Raw genomic sequence first — 23,117 nt, 5'->3', positions numbered from 1 at the left:
CGGTGACGGGGCCGCTGTTCGGTCCCGTCGACGAGAACGACGCTACGGAGGCTTCAGGACAGGTTCCGTCCTCGAGGAGAGGCGCGGCGGAACGACTCCGCGCGGAGGGCGGGGGACGTCCGGAAGGAGCGCTCCGCGCCGGCTCCGTCAGAGCGGGAACGGCTCGTGCCCGTCCCGGACGGTGACCCAGGTGAGCGTGGTGAAGGCGTCCAGCAGCGCCTGCGTGTCCGGCCGGCCCGGCCCCGGCCGCCGTCCGCCGCCGAGGGCGCCCGCCGACGGCCCCTCCACCGTCGCCCCGTTGACGTGGACGGCTCCGGCGTCGATCCGCCGCGCCAGCCGGACGCCGCGCTCCACGTCGGCCGTGTGCACCGCCCCGCTGAGCGCCCGCGGCACGCCGTTGGCGAGCCGTACCGCCTCCTCCTCGCCGTCGAACGGCAGCAGCAGGGCGACCGGGCCGGGCACCTCGCGAGTGAGGATCTCGGCGCCTTCGGGGATGTCGGTGAGGACGGCCGGCGGGACGAGGGTGCCCCTGGTCTCCCCGCGCAGCAGCGCGGTGGCCCCCTCCCGCACGGCCCGGTCGACGGACTCGGTGACGGACTCGGCGAGGCCGGGGGTGATCATCGGTCCGATCCGGGTGGCGGGGTCGGTGGGGTCGCCGACCCTCAGCTCCGCCGCGCGGGCGGTGAACTTCCCGGTGAACTCCTCCAGCACGGCGCGGTCCACCAGGACGCGGCTCGCCGCCAGGCACATCTGGCCCTGGTCGATGAAGCGGCTGAACACCGCGGCGTCCACGGCGCGGTCCACGTCGGCGTCGTCCAGGACGACCAGCGCGCCGCCGCGGCCCGTCTCCAGCACGGTCCGCTTGAGCCGGGCGGCGGCGACGGCGGCGACGTGGCCGCCGGTCCGGGGCGATCCGGTGAAGAAGACCACCCGGGGGACCGGGTGCTCGATCAGGGCGTTCCCCACCTCGGCGATGTCGGTGACCACGACGTTGAGCAGCCCGGGCGGCAGTCCCGCCTCCTCCAGCAGCGCGGCCGGCAGCGTGCCGCCGCAGACGGGGGCCGCGTGGTGGGGCTTGAGCACGACGGCGTTGCCGAGCGCGAGCGCGGCCGCGACCGCCCGGAGGGAGAGCAGCAGGGGGCAGGTGAGGGAGGAGATCACACAGACGGTGCCGGCGGGCTCCCGGTGGACGCGGGTCTCCCCGTCGCCCGCCGCCGAGGAGGCGGTCCGCCCCCCGGCGCGCGGCGCCAGCCGCGCGGCCTCGCGCAGGCACTCGACGGCCAGCCGGAGTTCGAGGGCGGCCCTGGCGCGGGTGCCGCCCAGTTCCGCGACGAGCACGCCGACGAGTTCCTCCCCGCGCTCCGCCAGCAGGTCCGCGGCCCGGTCGAGGACGGACGCCCGGGCGGCCGGGTCCGTGGCCGCCCAGGACGGCTGGGCGCGCTCGGCGGCACGGTAGGCCAGGTCGATCTCCTCGCCCGTGGCCACGGTGATGGACGCCAGCCTCTCTCCGTCGTAGGGATTGACGTCGATGACCTCCCAGGAGCCGCCGCCAGGGCGCCATCGGCCGGCTATGTACTGGAACGCCAGGTCCGTGAAGTGCCTCATGCCATTCCTGTCGGTGGGGGGTAATGGCCGATGGCACGTCATATTACGGGCGGGCTAGTCTGATTGGCGGATCTCATGGAGGAGTTCCCTGGTCTCCTCCGGGGAGAGGCTGTTCTCCAACAGGCGGTCGAGCACGCTCTCGTACTGGGCGACCTCGTCCGGCTTGTCCACGTAGAGGGCACCGGTGAGGTGCTCCAGGTACACGATGTCCGAGATCTCGGACTCCGGGAAGCGCAGCAGGGTGAACGCCCCGCTCTCGGCCGGGTGTCCGCCGGTGTCGAACGGCATCACCTGGAGTCTGACGTGGGGGAGTTCGGAGAGTTCCACGAGGTGCCGGAGCTGCGCGTCCATCACCTCGCGGCCACCGTACGGGCGGCGCAGCGCCGCCTCGTCCAGCACGCAGCGGAACTGCGGCGCCTGCTCGGAGAGCAGCAGCTTCTGCCGCTCCAGACGCAGGGCGACGCGGCGGTCGACCTCCTCCCGGGACAGCCCCGTCTGGTGGCCGCTGGTGACGACCGCCCGGGCGTAGTCCTCGGTCTGCAGCAGTCCCGAGACGAACTGGACCTCGTAGACGCCGATGTGGGAGGCGGCGCCCTCCAGGCCGACGTACGTCTGGAACCAGTTCGGCAGCACGTCGCTGTAGCTGTGCCACCAGCCGGCGACGCTGGACTCCTTGGCGAGGTTCAACAGCGGCTCGCGCTCGGCCTCGCTGGTGACGCCGTACAGCGTGAGCAGGTCCTCGACGTCCCGCGCCTTGAAGCTCACACGCCCCAACTCCATACGGCTGATCTTCGATTCGGAGGCCCGAATGGAATATCCGGCTTCCTCGCGGGTGACCCCGCGGGCCTCCCGGAGCCGCCGCAGCTGGGAGCCGAGCAGGATTCGGCGCACCATCGACCCACTCGAACCGTTGGCCCCGTTCACTCCGTTTTTCACCGGAAATGCTCCTGTTGTGATCAGCTCTCCACCCCTGGCACAAGGGGCAGTCTGCCACTAATGCGCTCCGTTGCGTGCCCATGCGATTACACACAATCGAAAGTCGCGCGTGCACGTGCATCTGCCCTTGCATCTGCTGTGGGCATTGGGAACCATGGGGAACGCACAAGTGCACGCAGCGTCAGGGCACTTGGGCATGTACACGATCCATCGAAGCAGCGCAACGAGCGGAACGAGAAACGGAAGACCGCTGACGGGGTCCGCCAGGGCCAAGACCGCCGCAACGCCAGGAGCGCCTCGCCATGGGGACCGAAGGACCTACCGTGCTCGACCGTTTATGGCACGCCTTCCCGCCGTTCGACCCCGACGCGCTCTCCGGCTCCGCGTCCTGCGCCCTGCCGCCCCGTCACGAGGCGGTCAGGACCGCCCGCGAGTTCACCCGGAACGTCCTGACGCGCTGGGGACTGACCGGCCATTTCGACACCGTGGCCCTCGTGGTCTCGGAACTGGTGACCAACGCCCTGCGCCACGGCCTCTCCGGCGCGGTGCCCGGTGAACTGGAGCCGCCGGTACGGCTGCACCTGATGCACTGGTCCGGTCGGCTGGTGTGCGCCGTGCGCGACCCCGGCAAGAACGCCCCCGTCGCCAAGCTGCCCGACTTCACCGCCCTGGCGGTCGGCGACGGGCCGGCCGAGGGGGCGGACGTCGAGGCGGTGGAGGAACTGCTCGACCGCGCGGCCGAGTCCGGGCGCGGACTCTTCCTCGTCGAGTCCTTCAGCGACGGTTGGGGCTGGCAGCCGATGGGCGATCCCCTGCCGGGGAAAATCGTCTGGGCGCTGTTCCGACTGAACCCCGACCGCGGTACGGGCGTCAGTCCTGTATGAGGTGGTCGAACTCGCCGTCCTTGACGCCGAGCAACATCGCCTTGACCTCGGCGGGGGTGTAGACCAGCGCGGGGCCGTCCGGATAGCGCGAATTCCGCACGGCCACGTCGCCGCCCGGGAGTTTGGCGAACTCCACGCAGGCTCCCTGGGAGTTGCTGTGCCTGCTCTTCTGCCAGACGACCCCGTGGAGGTCCCTGGCTGCCATGCCGTTGTACACGTGGGGCATCGGACTCTCCCGGGCGGTGCGGTCAGGGTGCTGGAACGGTCAACTGACCGGGATCATAACGCCGTTCACGTGCCGATGCACGTGAAGATGCACGTGCACGACAGCCTGTCACGGCGCCATGACAACGGGTCCGGAAGCGCTCCCGATCGGAAAAGCGCCGGTACCGGACGGATCGGACAGCGGGTCGGGCGGCCGGTCGGGCAGGGGACCGGATGGGACGGGACGGGAACGCGCGGAGCGGGCGGCGGGCCGGGCACGGCGCGCGGGAGCGCGGACCGTGCCCGTGGTCGTGCTCCGGTGTACGTCCACGCCGCCCGCGCCGCTCACGCCCGGGTGTCGTCGGCCTCCCGGTCGAGGAGGTCGCGCAGGTCGTCCAGCGTCTCCCGCCAGAACCGCTCGTACGGGGTCAACCAGTCCTGCACCTCGCTGAGCGGGCCGGCCTCCAGCCGGTAGTGCCGCTCCCGCCCCATGCGGCGTTCGCTGACCAATCCCGCCTCCCGGAGCACCTTCAGGTGCTCCGACAGGCTCGGTCGCCGCATGTCGAAGTGGTCGGCCAGCCGCTGCACGGGCTGTGGCCCCTCCACACGGAGCAGCCGCAGCACCTCGCGTCGGGTGGCGTTGGCGAGAGCGGCGAAGAGGCGGTCCTCGCGGAGCCGGTCCTCGGATACGCCGATGGCAGTCATCGTTCCCCCTGGAAAGCCCTCGGGTGGGCGCGGAGTGGAGGAAGCCGGTGCCGTCGGTCAGGCGGCTCCGGGCCGCTCGCAGTCCGCGTCGATATCGGTGGTCACCCGAATGATCCCCGACAGGCCCCCGGAGCGGAACCCTCCCCCGCGCCGGACCGGCACCCGGTGCCGGCGGCCGGAGCCGTCGGGTGCCGCCCGGACCGCCCGCGAGCCACCCTTGACCTCAAGTCGACTTGAACCCATACCGTCCGGAGCACCGAGACGGAAACCGGAGGTGCTCGTCGTGAGCATGGAGACCACCGCGTGGATGGCGCTCAGCCAGGCACGCCACGCCCCGCAGGAGCAGCCGCCCCTCTCCCGGGCCACCCTGCGCCGCATCGCGGAGTTCGCCCGTCCCCACCGCCGGCGTCTGGCGCTCTTCCTGCTGTTCAGCACGGTCTCGGCGCTGCTGGCCGTGGCCACTCCGGTGCTCGCGGGCCGGGTGGTCGACGTGATCACCGAGGGTCCGGCGACCGGCGCGGCCGACGGCACCGTCGTCCGGCTGGCCGTGCTGATCGCGGTCATCGCGGTGGCCGAGGCCGTCGTCGGGCTGCTGACCCGGTGGCTGTCCGCGCGGATCGGCGAGGGAGTGATCCTCGACCTGCGGACGGCCGTCTTCGACCACGTCCAGCGGATGCCGGTGGCCTTCTTCACCCGCACCCGCACCGGAGCGCTGGTCAGCCGGCTCAACAACGACGTCATCGGCGCGCAGCGGGCCTTCAGCAGCACCCTGTCCAACGTGGTCGCCAACACCGTCACCCTGCTGCTGACGCTGGTGGTCATGGTGCGGCTGTCCTGGGAGATCACCCTGCTCGCCCTGGTGCTGCTGCCGCTCTTCCTGCTGCCCGCGCGGCGCATGGGCACCCGGCTGGCCCGGCTCTCGCGGGAGGCCGCGGCCCACAACGCCGCGATGGGCAACCAGATGACCGAGCGGTTCTCGGCGCCCGGCGCCACCCTGGTCAAGCTGTTCGGACGGCCGGAGGAGGAGTCGGAGGAGTTCGCCGTGCGGGCCCGGCGCGTCCGCGACATCGGGGTGCGCACCGCCATGGTCCAGCACGTCTTCTTCACCGCGCTCACCCTGGTCTCCGCGCTGGCGCTGGCCCTGGTCTACGGGCTGGGCGGCTGGTTCGCGCTGCGCGGGAGCCTGGACGCCGGCTCGGTCGTGGCCCTGGCCCTGCTGCTCACCCGGCTCTACGCGCCGCTGACCGCCCTGGCCGGGGCGCGGGTGGAGGTGATGAGCGCGCTGGTCAGCTTCCAGCGCGTCTTCGAGGTGCTGGACCTCAGGCCCCTGATCGAGGAGCGCGAGGACGCCCGCGAGGTCCCCGACGGCCCGGTCTCGGTGGAGTTCGACCACGTGGACTTCGCCTACCCGTCCGCCGAGAAGGTCTCCCTGGCCTCCCTGGAGGAGGTCGCCGTCCTCGACACCCGCGGCGGCGAGCAGGTGCTGCACGAGGTGTCCTTCCGCGCCGAGCCGGGGCGGATGGTGGCCCTGGTGGGCTCCTCCGGCGCGGGCAAGTCCACCATCGCCCAGCTCGTGCCGCGGCTGTACGACGCCGACGGCGGCGCGGTGCGGATCGGCGGCGTCGACGTGCGGGAGCTGTCCTTCTCCTCCCTCCGCGCCACGCTGGGCATGGTCACCCAGGACGGCCACCTCTTCCACGACTCCATCCGCGCCAACCTGCTGTTCGCCCGCCCGGAGGCGAGCGAGGACGAGCTGTGGGACGTGCTGCGCCGCGCCCGCCTGGACGGGCTGGTCGCCTCCCTCCCCGACGGGCTGGACACGGTCGTCGGCGAGCGCGGCTACCGCCTCTCCGGCGGCGAGCGCCAGCGGCTGACCATCGCCCGGCTGCTGCTCGCCCGGCCGCGGGTGGTGATCCTCGACGAGGCCACCGCCCACCTGGACTCCACCTCCGAGGCCGCCGTCCAGGAGGCGCTGGCCGAGGCGTTGCAGGGCCGCACCTCCGTGGTGATCGCCCACCGGCTCTCCACGGTCCGGGCCGCCGACCTGATCCTGGTGGTGGAGGACGGCCGGATCGTCGAGCGCGGCACCCACGAGGAACTCCTGGCGGCGGGCGGGCGGTACAGGGAGCTGTACCGCACCCAGTTCGAGCAGGGCGCCGGCGGGGCCGAGGCGACCGCCGGGGCGACCGCCGTCCGTCCCGCCGGCTGACCGGGCGTCACCTCCCCGGCGGTACGCGGCACTCGGCGCGGGGCGTCCCTCCCGGCGGCCCTCGCCCGTCCGGATCAGTTCAACGCGCGGGATCGCCGCACACCCCCCAGCATGAGGACGGGACCGCCGGGTGGGCGGTCCGTATCGAGCCACCACGGGGAGATGCCGCTGTGACCGTCAGTCTTGAGCAACTGCGCCGCTGTTCCGTAGCCGTCGACCTCGGCGCGGCCAGGACCCGGGTCTACCTCAAACGGTTCGGCGTCATCGTGGACGCCCCGTCGGCCGTCGCCGTCAACACCCGCTCCGGCGCCCTGATCGCGGTCGGCGCCCCGGCCGAGCGGATGGTCGGCCGCACCCCCGAGCACATCCGGGTCGTCCGGCCGGTGTCCAACGGCACCGTGGTGGACATCGACATGGCCCGGCGGATGCTGCGCGCCCTGGTCGGCGACAGGATCCGCCGGGCCTGGCGGCGCAAGCCGATGCTGCGCGCCGCCGTGTGCATCCCGCACGACGCCGAGCCGCTGGTCCGCCGGGCCGCCGTCGAGACGCTCGCCGGGATGGGCGCGCGGCGGGTGGAGCTGGTGGACAGCCTGATCGCCGCGGCCGTCGGCTCCGGGCTTCCCGTGGAGGAGCCCGAGGCCACCATGATCGTGATGTGCGGCGCGGCCACCTCCCACGTCGCGGTGCTCTCCCTGGGCTCGATCGTCGCCGCCGAGACGGTCCCGGTGGGCGGCGAGATCATCGACCGGGCCGTGATCCAGCACCTGCGCAACCAGCACGAGCTGCTCCTCCCCCACCAGGCCGTCCACCCCCTGCACCTGGCGATGTCCGTCGCCCCGCCCGACCAGGCCGAGGCCGAGGTGTACGGCCGGGACGTGTCCACCGGGCTGTTCCGCACGGTGAGCGTGGACACCGAGAGCGTGCGCGCCGCCATCCAGCCCCCGCTGACGGCGATGGTGGACGCCATCCGCAGCGTGCTGCGCCAGTGCCAGCCCGATCTGGTCGCCGACCTCGCGGACCGCGGGATCATGCTGGTGGGTGGCAGCGCGCTGCTGCCCGGACTGGACTCGATGCTGCGCCAGGCGACCGGGATGCCGGTGCACGTCGCCGAGCAGCCGGCCGTCTGCGCGGTGGAGGGCCTGGGCGCGATGCTGGAAGGACGGGTCCGGCCGCTCCAGCGCGACCCGCTCACCCGCTGACGGGCTCCCGCACGCGCCGGCGCGCCCGCGCCGCGACCGCGTGGGCCACCACCGCGTACACCGCCAGTGCCAGGGCGAGGCCCGCGCCCGCCCCGAACATCGCGGTGGGGACGTAGCCGTCCCACGGGATCGCCTCCGGCGTCGCCGCGGCCCGGCGCGCGCAGCGGTGCGCGGCGCCCACGACGGCCGTGCCGACCAGCAGCGCCACCGCCCCGCGCCGCCCGCGCCGGGACAGCGGGGGCAGTCCGGGCACCCCCTCGGGCACCGGGGCGTCGGGCAGCCCGCGCCACGCCCTGGCCAGGAAGACGGCGATCACCACCAGGGCGAGGACGGAACCGCCGTACTGGAGCTGGTGGTACAGCGGGACGCCGAGCACCCGCTCGTCCAGCGCCGTGATCCACCGCACGCCCCAGCGGTCCATGTGCGTGAAGGAGTCCCAGAACACGTGGGTGGCCGCGCCCAGCGCCGCCGACGCGCAGCCCCACGCCACCAGGCCGGCGAGCGGACGGCCGCGCCAGGGCCGTCCCCGGGTGAGCGCGTACGCCCTGCCCCGCCGGCTCGCGGGCACCAGCGCCACCAACGGCTCCCGGAGCAGCAGCCACGCCCCGACCAGCGCCGCGGCGATCACGACGTCCACGGTGACCACGCCGACCGGCGCGTGGGTGAGGTCGCCCAGCCGCATGGCGGCGGGGACCGCGCTGGCGGCGTAGTACGTCATGTCCGGGGCGAGCGTGCCGGCGACCAGCGCGGACGCCACCAGTGGCCCCCGGCCGGTCCCGTCCGCACGGATTCCCGGCAGCGCCGCGGCGGCGTGGCTGAGTGTGAACGGCATGCGCCCCCCGCTCTCTCGATCCCCCTGCCCTCACCCTAGGCGCCCTCGCCCCCCGGGCGCCCGGCCGGCCTCCCGCACACGGCCGCGGGACCGCGCACGGCCGTGGACCGGCACGGGGTCAGGGTGTCGGTGGAGTCGGACGCAGCGCGGCGACGATCAGTTCCCTCAGGCCCTCCACCGCCCGGCCGCGGGCGCCGACCAGCTCGGGCGTCTCGACCCGCGCGGCGACGACCGGCACACCGCGCGGGGCCTTCGCGCACTCCTCGCCGATCGCCTCGGTCATCTCCGGCGCGGCGCCCCACGCGCCGCCGACCACCACCAGCCGCGGGTCGGCCAGGGCGACGGCGGCGGCGACGACCCCGCACACGGCGCGGGCCAGCACGGCGCGCACCCGGCCCGCCTCCTCGCCGGCGCCGAAGGCCGCGGCGCGCAGCGCCTCGACGTCGATGGCGGTCGAGCCCGCCCGGCGGAGGCCGAGTTCGGCGAAGACCCGGGTGAACGGCATCGCCGTGCCGTCCGGGCCCGGGGTGTACAGGTGGGCGATCTCGCCGGCCAGGCCGTGGTGTCCCCGTCTGACCTCGGCGTCGTTGACCACCGCGCAGCCCAGGCCCTCGCCGAGGTGGAGGTAGACGAAGTCGTCGACGCCCCGGGCGCGGCCCTCGCCGCGTTCGGCGCGCGCCGCCCAGTTGACGTCGTTGTCGACGAGCACCGGCCCGTCGACCAGGGGCGACAGGATCTCGACCGGGTCCAGGTCGCCGACCAGGAAGGGCGCGTCCGGCAGGTGGACGAGCCGTCCGGTCGCGCGGTCGACCGGGTCGGCGGCGCTGACCACCGCGGTGCGCAGCCCGCCCCGGATCCGCGCCCGCAGCTCCCCGGCGGCCCGGGCGAGCGCCGCGGCGGCCCGGTCCCGGCCGGCGTTCCTGTCCAGTTCGGCGGCGGTCCGCGCGACGACGTCGCCGAAGGCGTCCACCGCCTCGGCCGTCACCCCGGACGGGGTGATGCTCGCCACCAGGGCGGCTCCGCCGTTCCCGGCGAGGGAGTAGTAGGAGCCCGCGCGCCCCCGGCCGGTGGTGCGCTCTCCGGTGTCCTCCAGCAGGCCGGCCCGGCTCAGCCGGCGCACGCTGTCGGAGATCGTCGGCTTGGAGATCCCCGTCACCGCCGCGATCTCCGCGCGGGTCAGCCGCCGCCGCTCCATGAGCGCGCGCAGCACGTTCTCGTCGGTGAGGGAACGCAGCAGTTCCAGCGACGGCTTGGCGGAGGACATGGGCGAAGTTTAGTGAGGAGCCTTTGGTAAGGAGTCTTGCCCAAAGAAGGGGCGGGCACTACGGTGAGCCCATTGTAAGGAGTCCTAACCAAAGGAGCTCGGCGTGACCACCGCACTCGACCCACAGCGGCTCCCCGCCCTCCCCCACTGGGAGACCACCCCCGAGGACCTCGCCGAGGCGATCCGGGAGATCAAGTCCGCCCTGCGCGCCCGCATCGAGGCCGCCGGCCGCACCGTCGAGGAGGTCTTCGCGGTGGTCGAGGAGCGCGTCGAGGCCCGGATCGCCGAGATCGAGGCCGACCGGGAGCGCGGCGAGAGCGTCTGGCCGGTCCTCGACTACGCCGACATCGCGAACGGCACCGTGACCGCCGAGCGGCTCGACAGGCTCCGCCGGCGCGGCTGCCTGGTGGTGCGCGGCCACTTCGACCGCGACCAGGCCCTGGCCTGGGACGCCGACATCGTGGACTACGTCGAGCGGAACGGGTTCTTCGAGAGCTACTCCGGTCCGGGCGACGACTTCTTCGGCAGCGTCGGCTCCAAGCCCGAGATCTACCCGATCTACTGGTCCGCCGCCCAGATGGAGGCCCGCCAGAGCGACCGGATGGCCCGCGTCCAGACCTTCCTCAACTCCCTGTGGACGAGCGAGTCCGAGGGCGTGCGGTGGTTCGAGCCGGAGCGCAACGCGCTCTACCCCGACCGCATCCGCCGCCGCCCGCCGGGCACCGACTCCCGCGGCCTGGGCACCCACTGCGACCCCGGCACCCTCGACCTGTGGATGACCCGGGAGTACCAGCGGGCCTTCCGGCACCTGTTCGACGGCACCGTCGAGCAGTACGACCCCTGGGACGCCTCCCACCGCACCGCCGGGCCGCAGTATCCCGGCACCACCATGTGCTCGGCGTTCCGCACCTTCCAGGGCTGGACCGCCCTGTCGGACATGGACCACGACCAGGGCGTCCTCCACACCGTGCCGATCCCCGAGGCGATGGCCTACCTGATGCTGCGTCCGCTGCTGCCGGACGTGCCCGAGGACGACATGTGCGGCGTCACCGTCGACCGGGTCTTCCCGGTGAGCGAGAAGTGGCACGCCCCGCTGCTGCGGGCCCTCACCGGGCTGCCCGACATCAAGGCCGGCGACTCGGTCTGGTGGCACTGCGACATGATCCACAGCGTCGCGCCGGTGACGGACCAGAAGGGCTGGGGCAACGTCGTGTACATCCCCGCCGCGCCCTGGTGCCCGCGCAACGAGCGGTACGCGGAGAGCGTCCGGGACGCCTTCCTCACCGGCCGCAGCCCGAGCGACTTCCCCGAGGAGCACTACGAGAGCGCCTGGGCCGACCGCTTCGGCCCCGACCGGCTGAACGAGACCGGCCGCCGCGGCCTGGGCATGGCCTGACCCGCACGCGCGGCGCCCCGCCCCGGAGGAGCCGGGGCGGGGCGCCGGACGTCTCGGTCAACCGCGCGGGACGGGGAGCCGGAAGCGGCGTGCCGGCCACGGCGCCCGCGGACGGGCGGGCGCCCTCCGGTACGGCTCGACGGACCCGAAGCCCGGTTCGGTGCTGATGTCGGGGCCGAGGACGCCGACCTCCGCGGCCGTCCTCGGCGCGGGGGCGCCCACGGCGGCGTCCGGGGCGGTGCTGTCGGTCGGGCCGCCGCCCGCCGCCTCCCGCACCGCGACCATCTCCTCCATCTCCCCCTCCGGCCGCTCGGTGGCGCCGGTCAGCACCTCGTACAGCGCCTGCGCGTCGACGGGCAGATCGCGCCGCCAGCCGCAGGCCACCACCGGCCACAGCAGCAGCATCGCCCCCGACAGGCACGAGGTCACCCCCACCTCCACCCGGGAACCCCCCTCCCACGACCACAGCCGGAAGTCGAACCGCGGCACCTGCGTGCCCAGCGGCGTCCACATCCGCTGCCCGACGAACCCCACCCGCACCGGGGGCTCGTACACCGTCCGGGTCAGCCGGCACTCCCGCCGGCGCCCGGGAAACCTGTAGCGGTACTCCTCGTCCGTCCCGTCCGGACGAATCGCCATCACCCCCGAGTGCCAGGCGGCCAGATTGCACCCGTCGGCGAGGAAGGCGAACACCTCCTCGACCGGCATGGGTATGGACACGTACACCCGCACCTGCGGCATCCGGCACCTCCTGCGAGCGCAGCACCGGCCGCTCGATCGACCGGGTGCCGACGTCCCGTCCGGTCCTTCCTCCTACACAGCCAGGCTCGGTCCGCGCGGTGCGGGTGTCCTGCGCTCGTGAGCCGTTCGGGTTACCGCCCCCCGCGCGGCGCCGCGGCCCCCGCCGGCCCCGGGGAGCGGGAGAGGACCGAAACGGCCGGACGACGGCGCGCCCGGTGCCCCGCCTCCGGAGGGAGACGGGGCACCGGGCGGTCGGCCGTGCGGGTGGTCAGCCGTGCAGGGCGGGGAGCCGGAGGCGGTGGACACGCCGCGGTCCGGGCGGGTCGGCGGACGCGGGGGCCTCCGCGGACTGCCGGGCCGGGAGCGCGGCGATCCCCTCGCCCTCCGGCCGCTCGGTGCCGGTCAGCACCTCGTACAGCGCCTGCGCGTCGACGGGCAGATCGCGCCGCCAGCCGCAGGCCACCACCGGCCACAGCAGCAGCATCGCCCCCGACAGGCACGAGGTCACCCCCACCTCGACCCGGCAGGTGTCGCCCCGGGGCCACAGCCGGAAGTCGAACCGCGGCACCTGCGTGCCCAGCGGCGTCCACATCCGCTGCCCGGCGAACCCCACCCGCATCGGGGGCCGGTACACGTCCCGGACGAGCCGGTGCTCGCGCCGGCGCCCGGGGAAGCGGTACCGGTACACGTGCCCGGAGGCGTCGTCGCCGTCCGGACGGATCGCCATCACCCCCGAGTGCCAGGCGGCCAGGTTGCGTCCGTCGGCGAGGAAGGCGAACACCTCCTCGACCGGCAGCGGTATGGACACATGCACCTGCACCTGCGGCATCCGGCACCTCCTGCGAGCGCGAGCACAGCACCGGCCGCACGGCCGGCCAGGCGTCCGCGTCCCGTCCGGGCGTACCTCCTGATGTCAGCCTGGTACCGCCGGCTCCCGCTGTCCTGTCGTCATGAGCCGTCCGGGTAACCGGGGTTCGGCCGTACCGGTCGGCGTCGCGAGGCGCCGGCGGGAGCGGGGCGCCCCGGCGGGCCACGAGCGGCCCGGCAGCCGGGCCGGCCGGGGAATCCGCCGACCGGCCCCGATGCGGGGAAGGCCCTCGCCCGTCCCCTCCCGCGTGCGGACGCCCCGTGACGCGACGGACGGCGGGACGCACGGGGCGGAAACGGGAGGACGTCCCGGGGTTCCGCGTCCCGCTCGGCACGGCCGCCGAAAGAGCACGGCAGAAGGGTTGCTCTATTGGTACATACGGGTGAATTCGGGCATGATTTTTCCGGGTTCCGGCACGGACGCGGAGAGCCGCCCCGGCCGCCTTTCTCCGGCTTCACCACACCCCCGGCCGCCGGTGCACAGGACTCCGGAATGTGCAACCGCGACCAAATGACCACGTGCGTGCACCGACGCGCTTTCGTAGCGTCGATCACGAAGCCGCTCGTACGGGCGGTGCCAACGTACCGAGCAGCCATTCCAGGAGGATTCTGATGCTCGCTTACGCAACGACCGGAACCACCGTCGCTCCCGCCGACACGGCCGAGCGGCACACGGTCGCCGACCTGATGGCCGTCCGCGAGGCCCCGATCAGCGACGCGCCGGTGTGGGCCCCCGAGGCGGTCGGTCTTCTGCTGCTCGCCCTTCTCCTCTCCCCCAAGGAGCCCAAGGAGAAGTAACAACCCCACCGCTTCACAGCGGGATGCGACGGGATGCAACAAACGACAACAGAACGGCACGACATGACAGACCGATCCAGAGAGGTGGGTCGCTGATGCCGAATCCGGACGTCTCGCCGCGTGCGGCGTACGCCGCGGCGGTGGAGAGTCTGGCCGACCGTGTCCTCGGTGCCCTGCGGGGTACCGGGGACGCGGTGGTGGTGGCGGCCCACGTGGACGGCGCCCCCGACCCCAAGGCGGCGCTGGCCGCCGTCCGGGTGCTGGGACCCGACGTCTTCGCCCCCGTCCTGTTCGGCGCGGGCTCCTTCGGGCCCGCCGACGCCCAGGCGGTGACCGAGTCCTTCCGGATCTTCCCTCCCGCCCCGGACGCCACCCCCGAGGCGGTGTGGCGCGACTGGACCACCTCGCGCCTCCTGGCCCGGTACGGCGGCGACGACCTCCCGGGGGTGCCCGAGCCGGGCGGTCCGGACGACGGCGACGGAAACGACGGCGCGCCCGGCGCCTCCCACGAACACTCCGACGCATACGGGGACGCCTCCTGGCGGACGTGGTCCCTGCGGATGGCGCAGCTCGCCCCGCTCGCCCTGCCGGACGTCGACGGTCCCGTCCACGAGGCGGCGGTCCGGCGGCCCCGCGCCCTGGCACGGGGCACGGCCCGCGCGATGCTGCGCCGCGACTATCCGATCGCGGCCTGCCTGGCGCGCTGGCTGGCCTGCGCGCGACACCGCGGAGCGCGGCCGGACCTCGACGTGGCGGCCGTGGTGCGGCACATCGAACTGCACGGCGTGGGCGGGGCGCGCACCGCCCTGGACACCGCGATCGCCCGCCGCATGCTGGAACGGACGGACCGGACGGGGCAGCCGGGCCGGCCGGAGAGGCCGGGAGGGCCGACACCATGAGCACATCCCCCACGAGCGCCCCGGCACCGGCCCCGACGCGGGAGTCGGCGCACCGGGTCGCCGTCCGCGCCCTCGGCTGGCTGCGCCGCCACTGCGAGCTGGGCACCCTGCCCCCCGGCACCACGGCGGAGCTCGCCCATCCCGACAGCATCTACAAGCCCCTGGGCGAGACGGCCCTCGCCGCCTCGCTGGTCCTGCGCGAGGGCACGCCCTCCGGGGAGGCCGGGACCGCCCGCGAGCTGCTCGACTTCGCCTGGTGGGAGCTGCGCGGCGGCGACATGCTCTACGAGCGCCAGTTGCGGTACATGATGATGACCGACCCGCTGGAGCTGTACACGCACTTCGTCCGCGCGGGCTACCGGCACGAGCGCCTGGACGCGCTGCTGGAGCACCTGGCCGGGCTGGTCACGGTGGACGCCGTCGAGCAGGTGCCCAACCGCCGGCTCGCCATCGCCAACGCCTCGCGCCTGATGGGCATCGACCGCGACATCGACTGGGACCGGCTCATCGGCGCCACCTGGCTGGGGAACACCCCCGAGCCCTGGGTCATCGACTGGATGACGGCCTACTCCGTGACGCACACCGTCTTCCACATCACCGACTGGGGCGCCCGGCCCTCCGACCTGCCGCCGCGCATCGAGGACCACCTCCGGCTCTGGCTGCCGGTGTGGCTGGACGTGTGGCGGGAGGTCGAGGAGTGGGATCTCTTCGCCGAGCTGCTGATCGTCGGCGCCTGCCTCGGGGAGCCGTACCTCGATCCGGCCGCGTGGGACGCGCTGGCCTCCGCGCAGCACGAGGACGGGCTGGTCCCCCGGGACGGCAAGGAGGTCGGCGAGGACCCCGCCGAGCGGTTCCGGGACCACCACCACCCCACCGTCGTCGCCGCCGTCGCGGGCACCCTGGCGCTCTCCCGCGCCGCCGGCCGGTGACCGCCCTCGCCGCCGCCGGTTCCGGAGCCGGGCCCGAACCCGGCTCCGGGCCGGCGGCGTCCGCTCTCGGCGGCATCCTGGAGACGACCGCCACCGCCGCGCCTGGCCCGGCGGTGGCGGTCGTGGCGCTGCGGGCCGGGGAGTCGGCGACGCTGTGCCGGGGCGCGGCCCCCGACACCCGCTTCGAACTCGGCTCGGTGACCAAGACGTTCACCGCCCTGCTGCTGGCCGACATGGCGGCGCGGGGCGAGGTCGGCCTCGACGACCCGATCGGCGCCCACCTCCCCCGCGCCCTCCTCCCCCACGCCCTCCTGCCCGACGCCTTCCTGCCCGAGGGCCACGGCGACCGGATCACCCTCACCCACCTGGCCACCCACACCGCGGGCCTGCCCAGGCTGCCGCCGGGGCTGATGCTCATGGCCCTGCCCCGCTGGTACACCAACCCGTACGAGACCTTCACCCCCGACCACCTGCTGCGCGCGCTTCCCCGCACCCGGGTGCGCCGCCCGCCCGGCACGCGGGTGCGCTACTCCAACTTCGGGGTCGGGCTGCTGGGCCGCCTGCTGGCCGACGCCGCCGGGACGGACTACGGCGACGCGCTCGCCTCCCGCGTCCTGGAGCCGCTGGGGCTGGAGGACACCACCTGCGACCCCTCGCTCCCCCAGGCCACCGGCCACCTGCGCGGGCGTCCCCGCCCGCCCTGGCTCATCCCGGGCCTGCCCGGCGCGGGCGCGCTGCGCTCCAGCGCCCGTGACCTGAGGCGCTACCTGGAGGCCCTGCTCTCCCCGCCCCCGGCCGTCGGCGAGACGCTGCGCACCGCGCTGTACGAGGTCACCCGGCCGCGCGTCACCGAGCCCGGCGGCGACCGGATGTGCCTGGTGTGGAAGCGGCGCACGCTCCCCGCGGACGACGGCGGCACCCACGACCTGCTGTTCCACTCGGGCGGCACGCGCGGCTTCACCTCGTTCGCCGGCTTCTCCCCCACCGCCCGCACCGCCCTGGCGGCCCTCGCCAACGGCTCCCCGACGCTGCGCGGCACGTTCATCCGCACCGCGTACCGCGTCCTGCGCGGGCTGACGGTCGAGACGCCCTCGCGCCGTCCCGCCCGGTGACGCGGCCCGCACCGCCGCGCCGGGCGCGTGCCGCGTCGCGTCGCCGAGGGCCTCCCGGTCGCGGATTCTCCCGCACCCCCCGTGGAGCTCGCCGGCCCGTGTCGTCAAGATGAGGGCATGACGAACCACCGGGGGCAGCCGAACGAACCGACGAGCTACGAGCTCCAGCCGCCGCGGAGCAATCCGTACGCCGTGCCCGCCCAGGTCCCGCACGAGCCGCAGGGCTCGCCGGCACCGCACCGGCAGCCGGAGCAGCCGTCCCGGGACCGGACGGACCCGGGCGCCGGGCGGCTCATCGCGGGGCGCTACCGGCTGCTCTCCAGGCTCGGGCACGGGGGCATGGGCACCGTGTGGCGGGCGAAGGACGAGACGATCGACCGCGAGGTGGCGGTCAAGGAGCCCCGCCTCCCGGACCACCTGCCCGAACGGGAGCGGGCCAACGCCTTCGAGCGGATGCGCCGCGAGGCCCGCGCGGCGGCCCGGCTCGACCACCCGGCGGTGGTGACCGTGCACGACGTGGCCGTGGAGGACGGCCGGCCGTGGATCGTCATGGAGTTCGTCCAGGGCCGGTCCCTCGGCGACGTGCTGGCCGAGGGCACCCTGGACACCCGCGAGGCCGCCCGGATCGGGCTGGAGGTGCTCGGCGCGCTGGAGGCCGCGCACCGGGCGGGCATCCTGCACCGCGACGTCAAGCCCGACAACGTCATGCTGGGGCCGTACGGGCGGGTCGTCCTCACCGACTTCGGCATCGCCCGGATCGAGGGCGAGACCAGGCTGACCGACACCGGCGGTTTCGTCGGCTCGCCCGAGTTCGTCGCGCCCGAGCGGGTGTTGGGACGCCGCCCGGGGCCGGCCTCCGACCTGTGGTCGCTCGGTGTCGTGCTGTACGCGGCCGTGGAGGGCGTGTCGCCGTTCCGCCGCGCCAACACGCCCGCGACGCTCCAGTCGGTCCTGAACTCCACCCCGGCGGCGCCCGCCTCGGCCCGGGGCCCCCTGGCCGAGGTCGTCAACCGCCTGTTGGACAAGGAGCCGGACCGGCGGCCGAACGCCGCCGAGGTGCGCCGGCTCCTGGAGGAGGCCGCCAGGCCGCCGGCCCCCGCGCCGACCCACGTGGTCCAGGGGGGAGGCGGTGCCGCCGGCGGGGTCCGGATCGGCAGGAAGACGCTGTTCGGCGTGGGGGCGGGGGTCCTCGCCGCGGCGGTCGTGGCGGGCCTGGTGATCGCGGACCCGTTCGCGGGACCGCTGCCGGACGGCTGGCAGACCCGCGAGGAGAAGGCGTTGGGCGCCACGCTCGCGGTGCCCGAGCACTACGTGAGGTCGACGCCGGACGAGATGGACGACGGGCACTGGGTCGCCTACCACGATCCGAGCTACTCGCTCTCCGTCGAACTCGGCCTCTTCAAGAAGGCGGAGGACGGTCTCGACGAGATCGCCGGTTCCGCCACCGCCGAGGCGTACTCCGACGTGGAGGCCATGGAGGACACCGACGACGGCGACTTCTCCTTCATGGCGGAGGACCCCGCGCCGGAGGGGGACACCACCAAGACCTCCTACCGGGAGCGCGAGGCGGCAGAGAGCTCCGTCACCTACGCCGACAAGAACCTGGACTCGGAGAACCCGCGCCCGCGCGAGGCACGGGTCTTCTACTACCGGACCGAGTCCGGCGACATGTACCGGCTGTGGATCGACTATCCCGGCAAGGGCGACTTCACCGCCCGCGGCCGTGAGGTGGCCAGGACCGTCATCGACAACCTGAGCCTCGATCGCCTCTGACGGCCGGTCGACGGCCCGGTCGACCGGGCGCCGTCCTCGTCCCCGTACTTCCTCCACGGAGTCGTGTCGAATTCGCAACGCGAGCGAGCTGGGACGGCACCCTGCGTGACGGTAGCCTGCGATCGGCCGAGGCATGATCGTGGTCCCCGCGCGGTCGCCGCACGTCCTCACAACCGGGGGGGGGGCGGCCCACGCGCGCGGGCGGGAAGGAGCGGGCGCATGAGCGAGAGCCGGACGAGCGATCAGGGGGAGAAGCCCGGCAGGACGCGTCTCACCTTCTCGGACTGGCTCGAAGCCGGCGTCTGGCTCGTCGTCATCGTCGGGTTCGGGAGCTGGCTGATCAGCGGTTAGCCGACCGCGGTCCGAACCGTCCGCACCGGCCTCCGACCCGCCCTCGACGCGCGAGGTGGCCGCCCGCGCCGGTGCCGTCGCGCCGCCCGCTCGTGGCGGGGGCCGGCCGGCACCCGAGCGCCGGGGGCCGGCTCCCGCCCGCGCTCATCCACCCGGCTGCGAGGCCGCGTCCGCGGGGAAGATCCGGGCCAGGTGGTAGTCCAGCACCGCCCGTGCGTCCGCCAGTGAGCGGCGCCCGTGCAGGACGTCCACGCCCAGGCCCGTGGCCCCCGCCACCAGGAGGTCGGCCTCGTGCCGCCGGTCGATGCCCGGCGCCGCGCTCCCGGCCGCCCGACCCGCCTCGATGATGTCCGCGACGAGCCGCTCCAACGGCTGCTCGGCGGAGAGGAAGACCGCCGCGAGCGACGGATCGGTCAGGCTGCGGGCGTAGTACGCCTCGAACACCCGGAGGGCGAAGGCGCGTTGGTCGTCCAGCGGCAGGAACTCGTCCAGCAGCCCCCGCAGCAGTCCGCGCGGGTCCGTCATGTCGTACCGGATGCGCGCCCTGGCCAGCCGCTCGTTCTCCTCGTGCAGCAGGCGCAGCGCGTCGGCCAGGAGGGCGTGCTTGCTGTCGAAGTGGTACTGGACCACCCGCAGCGACACCCCTGCCTCGGCCGCGATCCGGCGCATGCTCGCCGCGTCCAGCCCCTGTTCGGCGGCGATGCGCCACACCGCCTCGGCGATCCGGCGCCGCCGGCGTGCTCGGGTGTCCGTCGGTCGCGTCACGGGCGGCGCGGTCGGGGTGCCCGGGGCGGGCAGGCGCCGTTTGCGGCGGCGGACCGCGGTCAGGAGCGCAGTTCGGCCAGGCGTGCCAGGGCGTCGCGCGCCGACTCCGCCTCCTCCTCCGTGAGCGGGATTCCGGCGGCCCGGTCCAACAGGGTCCGGGCGGTGTCGTCGTCGCCGAGCCGCTGCGCGATGTCCGCGCGCAGCACCAGCAGTTGCAGGTGCCGGCCGGGGGCGGGGCGTTCGTCCTCCCGGCGCAGCACGCGGTCGATGATCCTCGCGGCGCCCGGCAGGTCGCCCTTGGAGTCGGCGAACAGGTCGGCCAGGTGGAGGGCTCGGGCGAAGGTCTCCTCGGGAGCCGGGCGGTGGCGCCCGTCCTCGTCGATGCGTCGGCCGACGCGGACGGTGTTGCCGCCGGGGTCGGTCATCAGGAACTGCCGCATCCCATAGGACATGTCCTTCAGCGGCCCGATGCGCGGCAGCCCTCGGGCGGGGATCTTCCCGTACGCCGCCTTGAGGCCCGCGCGGAACGCCGCGTGCAGCCCGTCGACGTCGTCCGTGAGGACGTAGCAGCCGGAGTAGGACCGGGCGGGGTCGTACCGCTTCATGCCGAAGAACTGGAGCTCGACGGAGCCGCGTCGAACGGCCGCGTACGGATAGGGGCGCTTCTGGAGGAAGGTCGTCTCGAAGCCCAGCGCGGTGTAGAAGTCGACCACCGGCTGGATCTCCCGGCACGGGAGGAGGGGGATGGTCTTCTCGGTCACGCGCCCAGGCTAGTCAAAATTGACCAGAGACTCCGGGGAATTCCGGCACCCGAGCTTCGGGCGACGGGCTTCGGGGGTCGAGCGCCTTTCCCGAGGAATGGGTGGGTTCGCAGAACCCACCCTCCCGCCCTGCGGTTTCACACTCTTCGCGATCGGGTCGCCACGCAGAGCGTCCGCGGTGTAGCGTGCGGGACGACAGACGAAAACGACCCCCGCCGGTGCGCCAACACCGAACGAGGGTCTGACCATCAAGATCGATCGGACCTCGATCCCATGGCTATCGCCAACCCTAGCGCCGCCGCGCGCCCGCACGCCCATCCCATGGCCGCTCCCGGCTACGGAAAGCGCTCCGCCCCCGACCAACTCCCGCGCCGACGGGGCGACTTCGACCACCTCCCGCCCCGCGAGGCGTCCATCGCCGCGTACCTCGACCGATTGCCGGACGGCGCCGCCATCGACGTCAAGACGCTCGCCCGCGAGCTGCCCGACCACGGGCAGCAGGCCGTGCGGTCGGCGCTGAACGCGCTCTCCGAGGCCGGTCACCTGCGGCGCTTCCGGGAGACCGTGGGCGAGGGCCGCACGCAGTGGGTGTACCGGACGTACTTCTCCCGCACCGCCCGCGACGACGCCTGGTGGGCGGCCCTCCACCGGGACGGCGTCCCGCCCACGGCCGAGCCCGAGGCCGAGCCCGGGAACGAGCCCCGGGAGACGGCGTCCGGGAAGACGGCGTCCGCCCGGCCCCGGCGCTCCGAGGCGTACGAGGTGTTGGCCTCCCTCGGGCGCGTCGACGCGCGGATGACGCTCTCGGCCGCCGAGTGCGCCGCGCTGGAGGCGTCGGCCGCCGTGTGGTTGGCGCGCGGGGCGAACGGGGAGCAGATCGTCCGGGCGTTGACGGCCGGGCTGCCGGAGACCGTCCACTGCCCGGCGGCGTTGGCCCGGCGACGGCTGACCGACAAACTGCCGCCCGAGCCGTCCCGGCCGTCGCACGCCCCGAGGACCGGAGTCCGCCGCGTGATGGAGTGCACCGGATGCGGGCGCCCCGGCCGCCCCGAGGCCCTGCCCGGCGGGCTGTGCCGCGTCTGCCGGGGCGTGCCCTCGCCGCCCCCGGCGGGCCTGCCGGCCGCCGACGTCCGCGCCCGCGTCCAACGGCTGCGGGCCGCCGCCCGCACCCCGGCGGCGGCCGCGGGGTGACCGTTCCGGCCACGTGTTCCGCCCCCCGTTTCCAGTACGCTCGTACTAGTACACACGTACAACTCCGAGCGAGGACGGACCCATGGCGTACGTGTTCCTGTGTCTGGCGATCGTGGCCGAGGTGGTGGGCACGAGCCTGCTCAAGGCCACCGAGGGCTTCTCCCGTCTGTGGCCGACGGTGGCGTGCCTGACCTCCTACGGAGCGGCGTTCCTGACCCTGTCGCTGGCGATCCGGAGCGGCCTGAACGTCGGGATCGGGTACGCCGTGTGGTCCGGCCTGGGCACGACGCTGATCGTCGTGATCGGCGCGCTGTTCCTGGACGAGCCGGTCACCGTGGCCAAGGTCGTCGGCGTCGCCCTGGTGATCGCGGGTGTCGTGGTGCTCAACCTCGGAGGTGCCCATTGAGCGGCCGGCGCGATCCCGAGGGGCGGCGTCGCGCGATCGTCGAGGCCGCCTGCGCGCTGATCCCCGAGGTCGGCGTCGGCGGTCTGACCCACCGTCTGGTGGCCGCCCGCGCCGGCGTGCCCCTGGGGGCGACCACCTACTACTTCAAGACCCTGGACGACCTCAGCGAGGCCGCGCTGGAGCACATCGCCCGGTCCTCCGCCGAGGACCTCCGCGCCTGGGCCGAGGCCCTGCGCGGAAGCGCCGACGTCGCGGCGACCGTGGCGGCGCTGACCGAGGAGTACCTCGCGGACCGCCCCCGCGCGCTGGCCGAGATGGAGCTGTACCTGGCCGCCGTCCACCGGCCCGAGCTGCGACCGCTCGCCCGGGCCTGGTTCGACGGACTGGTCGACGTCCTGGGCGGACACGCCGGTCCGGTCGCCGCCAAGGCCGCGGCACACCTCGTCGACGGGGCCCTCCTGCACGCCCTGAGCAACGAACGACCCCTGGACACCGAGGGGCTCGCCACCGCGCTGAGGGCCCTGCTGCGCCCCGCCGCGTGACGCCCCCGGCGGCCACCGGGGGCGAGGGCGCGGCAGCGTCCCGTCAGCCGCCGAAGGAGAGCGGGATGTCCTTGTCCCTCAGCGCCTCGACGGCCGGGCCGTACATCCGGGTCTTGATCGTGCCGAGGGTGGCGCTCGCCTTGGACGTCAGGGCGCCGGCGATCTCCAGGGCGGTCTCGCGGACGGCGCCCTCGGGCACCGCGCGGTCGACGATCCCGGCGGCGAGGGCGTCCCGGCCGCCGTAGCGGCGGGCGGTGGTCATGGCCTCGTGGGCGGTCTGCGGGGTCAGACGGGCCTGGATGAGGGCGGACATCCCCGGTGTGAAGGGGATGTGGATGTCGGCCTCGGGCAGGCACCAGTAGCCGCGGTCCTCGCGCATCACGCGGAAGTCGTGGGCCAGGGAGAACATCGCGCCGGCCGCGAAGGTGTGGCCCTGGAGGGCGGCCACGGTGATCACGGGCAGGGTCAGCGTCCGCGCCAGGAGCGCGTGGACGCTCGCCGCGTAGTCGTGGGCCCGGTCGGCGTGGGCGAAGAGCCAGTCGAGGTCGAGGCCGTTGGAGTAGAACTTGCCCGTCGCCGTCGTGACCAGGGCGCGGGCGCCCTCCGCCTTCTCCACCTCGTCCAGGTGGGCGTCGACCGAGGCGATCCAGTCCGGGTGGAAGCGGTTCTCGTTGTCTCCGAGGTCGAGGACGAAGACGTCGTCCTGGCGCTCCAGCGTGGGCATGAGCAGCTCCTTCGGGCAGGGGAC

At 74.3% G+C, this 23,117-nt stretch carries 24 protein-coding genes; 13 read left to right on the top strand and 11 right to left on the bottom strand.

The features are described 5' to 3' along the window. Window positions 1–147: 147 nt before the first annotated feature. Entirely contained in the window at window positions 148–1,605 is a 1,458-nt protein-coding gene (locus tag ABD335_RS05940; RefSeq protein WP_344321017.1) for an aldehyde dehydrogenase family protein, read from the bottom strand. A gap of 54 nt (window positions 1,606–1,659) precedes the next feature. Further along, entirely contained in the window at window positions 1,660–2,499 is an 840-nt protein-coding gene (locus tag ABD335_RS05935) for a helix-turn-helix domain-containing protein (protein ID WP_344321016.1), read from the bottom strand. A 344-nt stretch (window positions 2,500–2,843) separates the two neighbouring features. Here ABD335_RS05935 and ABD335_RS05930 point away from each other — a divergent pair, with 344 nt between their 5' ends. Next, complete coding sequence (locus tag ABD335_RS05930) at window positions 2,844–3,425, top strand: ATP-binding protein (protein ID WP_344321015.1); 582 nt, start codon at window positions 2,844–2,846, stop codon at window positions 3,423–3,425. On the opposite strand, the gene ABD335_RS05925 is transcribed toward ABD335_RS05930, so the two are convergent. Further along, window positions 3,412–3,651 (bottom strand): DUF397 domain-containing protein, encoded by a 240-nt coding sequence (locus ABD335_RS05925; RefSeq protein ID WP_344321014.1) that lies wholly within the window; start codon window positions 3,649–3,651, stop codon window positions 3,412–3,414. The two genes, ABD335_RS05930 and ABD335_RS05925, sit on opposite strands and share 14 nt — an antisense overlap. 323 nt (window positions 3,652–3,974) lie before the next feature. After that, a complete protein-coding gene (locus ABD335_RS05920) occupies window positions 3,975–4,334 on the bottom strand; it encodes an ArsR/SmtB family transcription factor (RefSeq protein ID WP_344321013.1) in 360 nt (119 codons plus the stop codon). Between the two features lie 283 nt (window positions 4,335–4,617). Between ABD335_RS05920 and ABD335_RS05915 the strand changes: the two genes are divergently transcribed. Then, the gene (locus ABD335_RS05915; protein WP_344321012.1) at window positions 4,618–6,543 is read left to right on the top strand and encodes an ABC transporter ATP-binding protein; all 1,926 of its coding nucleotides are present in this window, start codon (window positions 4,618–4,620) and stop codon (window positions 6,541–6,543) included. 170 nt (window positions 6,544–6,713) lie between these two features. After that, window positions 6,714–7,742 carry a rod shape-determining protein gene (gene mreB / locus ABD335_RS05910; protein ID WP_344321011.1) on the top strand — a complete coding sequence of 343 codons (1,029 nt, stop codon included), beginning with the start codon at window positions 6,714–6,716 and terminating at the stop codon, window positions 7,740–7,742. On the opposite strand, the gene ABD335_RS05905 is transcribed toward mreB, so the two are convergent. After that, window positions 7,732–8,574, bottom strand: a complete 843-nt coding sequence (locus tag ABD335_RS05905; protein ID WP_344321010.1) for a DUF4184 family protein — start codon at window positions 8,572–8,574, stop codon at window positions 7,732–7,734. The genes mreB and ABD335_RS05905 overlap by 11 nt on opposite strands. Before the next feature lie 118 nt (window positions 8,575–8,692). Beyond that, window positions 8,693–9,838: an ROK family transcriptional regulator gene (locus tag ABD335_RS05900; RefSeq protein ID WP_344321009.1), complete on the bottom strand. Its 1,146-nt coding sequence runs from the start codon at window positions 9,836–9,838 to the stop codon at window positions 8,693–8,695. Between the two features lie 103 nt (window positions 9,839–9,941). Between ABD335_RS05900 and ABD335_RS05895 the strand changes: the two genes are divergently transcribed. After that, on the top strand, window positions 9,942–11,234 hold the full coding sequence (locus tag ABD335_RS05895; protein ID WP_344321008.1) for a DUF1479 domain-containing protein: 1,293 nt from the start codon (window positions 9,942–9,944) through the stop codon (window positions 11,232–11,234). 57 nt (window positions 11,235–11,291) lie between these two features. On the opposite strand, the gene ABD335_RS05890 is transcribed toward ABD335_RS05895, so the two are convergent. Together ABD335_RS05890 and ABD335_RS05885 are read right to left on the bottom strand one after the other, a co-directional pair. Further along, on the bottom strand, window positions 11,292–11,975 hold the full coding sequence (locus ABD335_RS05890; RefSeq protein WP_344321007.1) for an SRPBCC family protein: 684 nt from the start codon (window positions 11,973–11,975) through the stop codon (window positions 11,292–11,294). Between the two features lie 268 nt (window positions 11,976–12,243). Beyond that, window positions 12,244–12,804 (bottom strand): SRPBCC family protein, encoded by a 561-nt coding sequence (locus ABD335_RS05885; RefSeq protein ID WP_344321006.1) that lies wholly within the window; start codon window positions 12,802–12,804, stop codon window positions 12,244–12,246. A 650-nt stretch (window positions 12,805–13,454) separates the two neighbouring features. Here ABD335_RS05885 and ABD335_RS05880 point away from each other — a divergent pair. The 6 genes from ABD335_RS05880 (at window position 13,455) to ABD335_RS05855 (ending at window position 18,704) form a co-directional block, all read left to right on the top strand. Beyond that, window positions 13,455–13,640 (top strand): hypothetical protein, encoded by a 186-nt coding sequence (locus tag ABD335_RS05880; protein WP_344321005.1) that lies wholly within the window; start codon window positions 13,455–13,457, stop codon window positions 13,638–13,640. Between the two features lie 95 nt (window positions 13,641–13,735). Next, the gene (locus ABD335_RS05875) at window positions 13,736–14,539 is read left to right on the top strand and encodes a hypothetical protein (protein ID WP_344321004.1); all 804 of its coding nucleotides are present in this window, start codon (window positions 13,736–13,738) and stop codon (window positions 14,537–14,539) included. Next, window positions 14,536–15,468 carry a DUF6895 family protein gene (locus tag ABD335_RS05870; RefSeq protein ID WP_344321003.1) on the top strand — a complete coding sequence of 311 codons (933 nt, stop codon included), beginning with the start codon at window positions 14,536–14,538 and terminating at the stop codon, window positions 15,466–15,468. Before ABD335_RS05875 ends, ABD335_RS05870 begins: the two co-directional genes overlap by 4 nt. Window positions 15,469–15,581: 113 nt before the next feature. Further along, window positions 15,582–16,580: a serine hydrolase domain-containing protein gene (locus ABD335_RS05865; protein WP_486387921.1), complete on the top strand. Its 999-nt coding sequence runs from the start codon at window positions 15,582–15,584 to the stop codon at window positions 16,578–16,580. 117 nt (window positions 16,581–16,697) lie between these two features. Then, window positions 16,698–18,353 carry a serine/threonine-protein kinase gene (locus ABD335_RS05860; RefSeq protein WP_344321001.1) on the top strand — a complete coding sequence of 552 codons (1,656 nt, stop codon included), beginning with the start codon at window positions 16,698–16,700 and terminating at the stop codon, window positions 18,351–18,353. Between the two features lie 219 nt (window positions 18,354–18,572). Then, the gene (locus ABD335_RS05855) at window positions 18,573–18,704 is read left to right on the top strand and encodes a hypothetical protein (protein ID WP_344321000.1); all 132 of its coding nucleotides are present in this window, start codon (window positions 18,573–18,575) and stop codon (window positions 18,702–18,704) included. 144 nt (window positions 18,705–18,848) lie between these two features. Here the strand turns inward: ABD335_RS05855 and ABD335_RS05850 are convergent, their stop codons facing one another. Together ABD335_RS05850 and ABD335_RS05845 are read right to left on the bottom strand one after the other, a co-directional pair. Continuing rightward, a complete protein-coding gene (locus ABD335_RS05850) occupies window positions 18,849–19,469 on the bottom strand; it encodes a TetR/AcrR family transcriptional regulator (RefSeq protein ID WP_344320999.1) in 621 nt (206 codons plus the stop codon). 59 nt (window positions 19,470–19,528) lie between these two features. Further along, window positions 19,529–20,230 (bottom strand): bleomycin resistance protein, encoded by a 702-nt coding sequence (locus ABD335_RS05845; protein WP_344320998.1) that lies wholly within the window; start codon window positions 20,228–20,230, stop codon window positions 19,529–19,531. Window positions 20,231–20,503: 273 nt separating this feature from the next. Here ABD335_RS05845 and ABD335_RS05840 point away from each other — a divergent pair, with 273 nt between their 5' ends. The 3 genes from ABD335_RS05840 to ABD335_RS05830 all read left to right on the top strand — a co-directional run bounded on the left by ABD335_RS05840 (window position 20,504) and on the right by ABD335_RS05830 (window position 22,369). Then, window positions 20,504–21,421, top strand: coding sequence for a hypothetical protein (locus tag ABD335_RS05840; protein WP_344320997.1), 918 nt, complete (start codon window positions 20,504–20,506; stop codon window positions 21,419–21,421). Window positions 21,422–21,503: 82 nt separating this feature from the next. Next, the gene (locus tag ABD335_RS05835) at window positions 21,504–21,827 is read left to right on the top strand and encodes a DMT family transporter (protein ID WP_344320996.1); all 324 of its coding nucleotides are present in this window, start codon (window positions 21,504–21,506) and stop codon (window positions 21,825–21,827) included. Beyond that, a complete protein-coding gene (locus tag ABD335_RS05830) occupies window positions 21,824–22,369 on the top strand; it encodes a TetR/AcrR family transcriptional regulator (RefSeq protein ID WP_344320995.1) in 546 nt (181 codons plus the stop codon). The genes ABD335_RS05835 and ABD335_RS05830 overlap by 4 nt, the downstream gene beginning before the upstream one ends. 43 nt (window positions 22,370–22,412) lie before the next feature. Here the strand turns inward: ABD335_RS05830 and ABD335_RS05825 are convergent, their stop codons facing one another. Further along, window positions 22,413–23,093: an enoyl-CoA hydratase-related protein gene (locus ABD335_RS05825; protein WP_344320994.1), complete on the bottom strand. Its 681-nt coding sequence runs from the start codon at window positions 23,091–23,093 to the stop codon at window positions 22,413–22,415. Window positions 23,094–23,117: the final 24 nt, after the last annotated feature.

It is taken from the genome of Streptomyces macrosporus (genome assembly GCF_039533145.1).
GTDB classification, from domain to species: Bacteria; Actinomycetota; Actinomycetes; order Streptomycetales; family Streptomycetaceae; genus Streptomyces; species Streptomyces macrosporus.
This window is presented reverse-complemented; position numbering and strand designations above follow the sequence as displayed.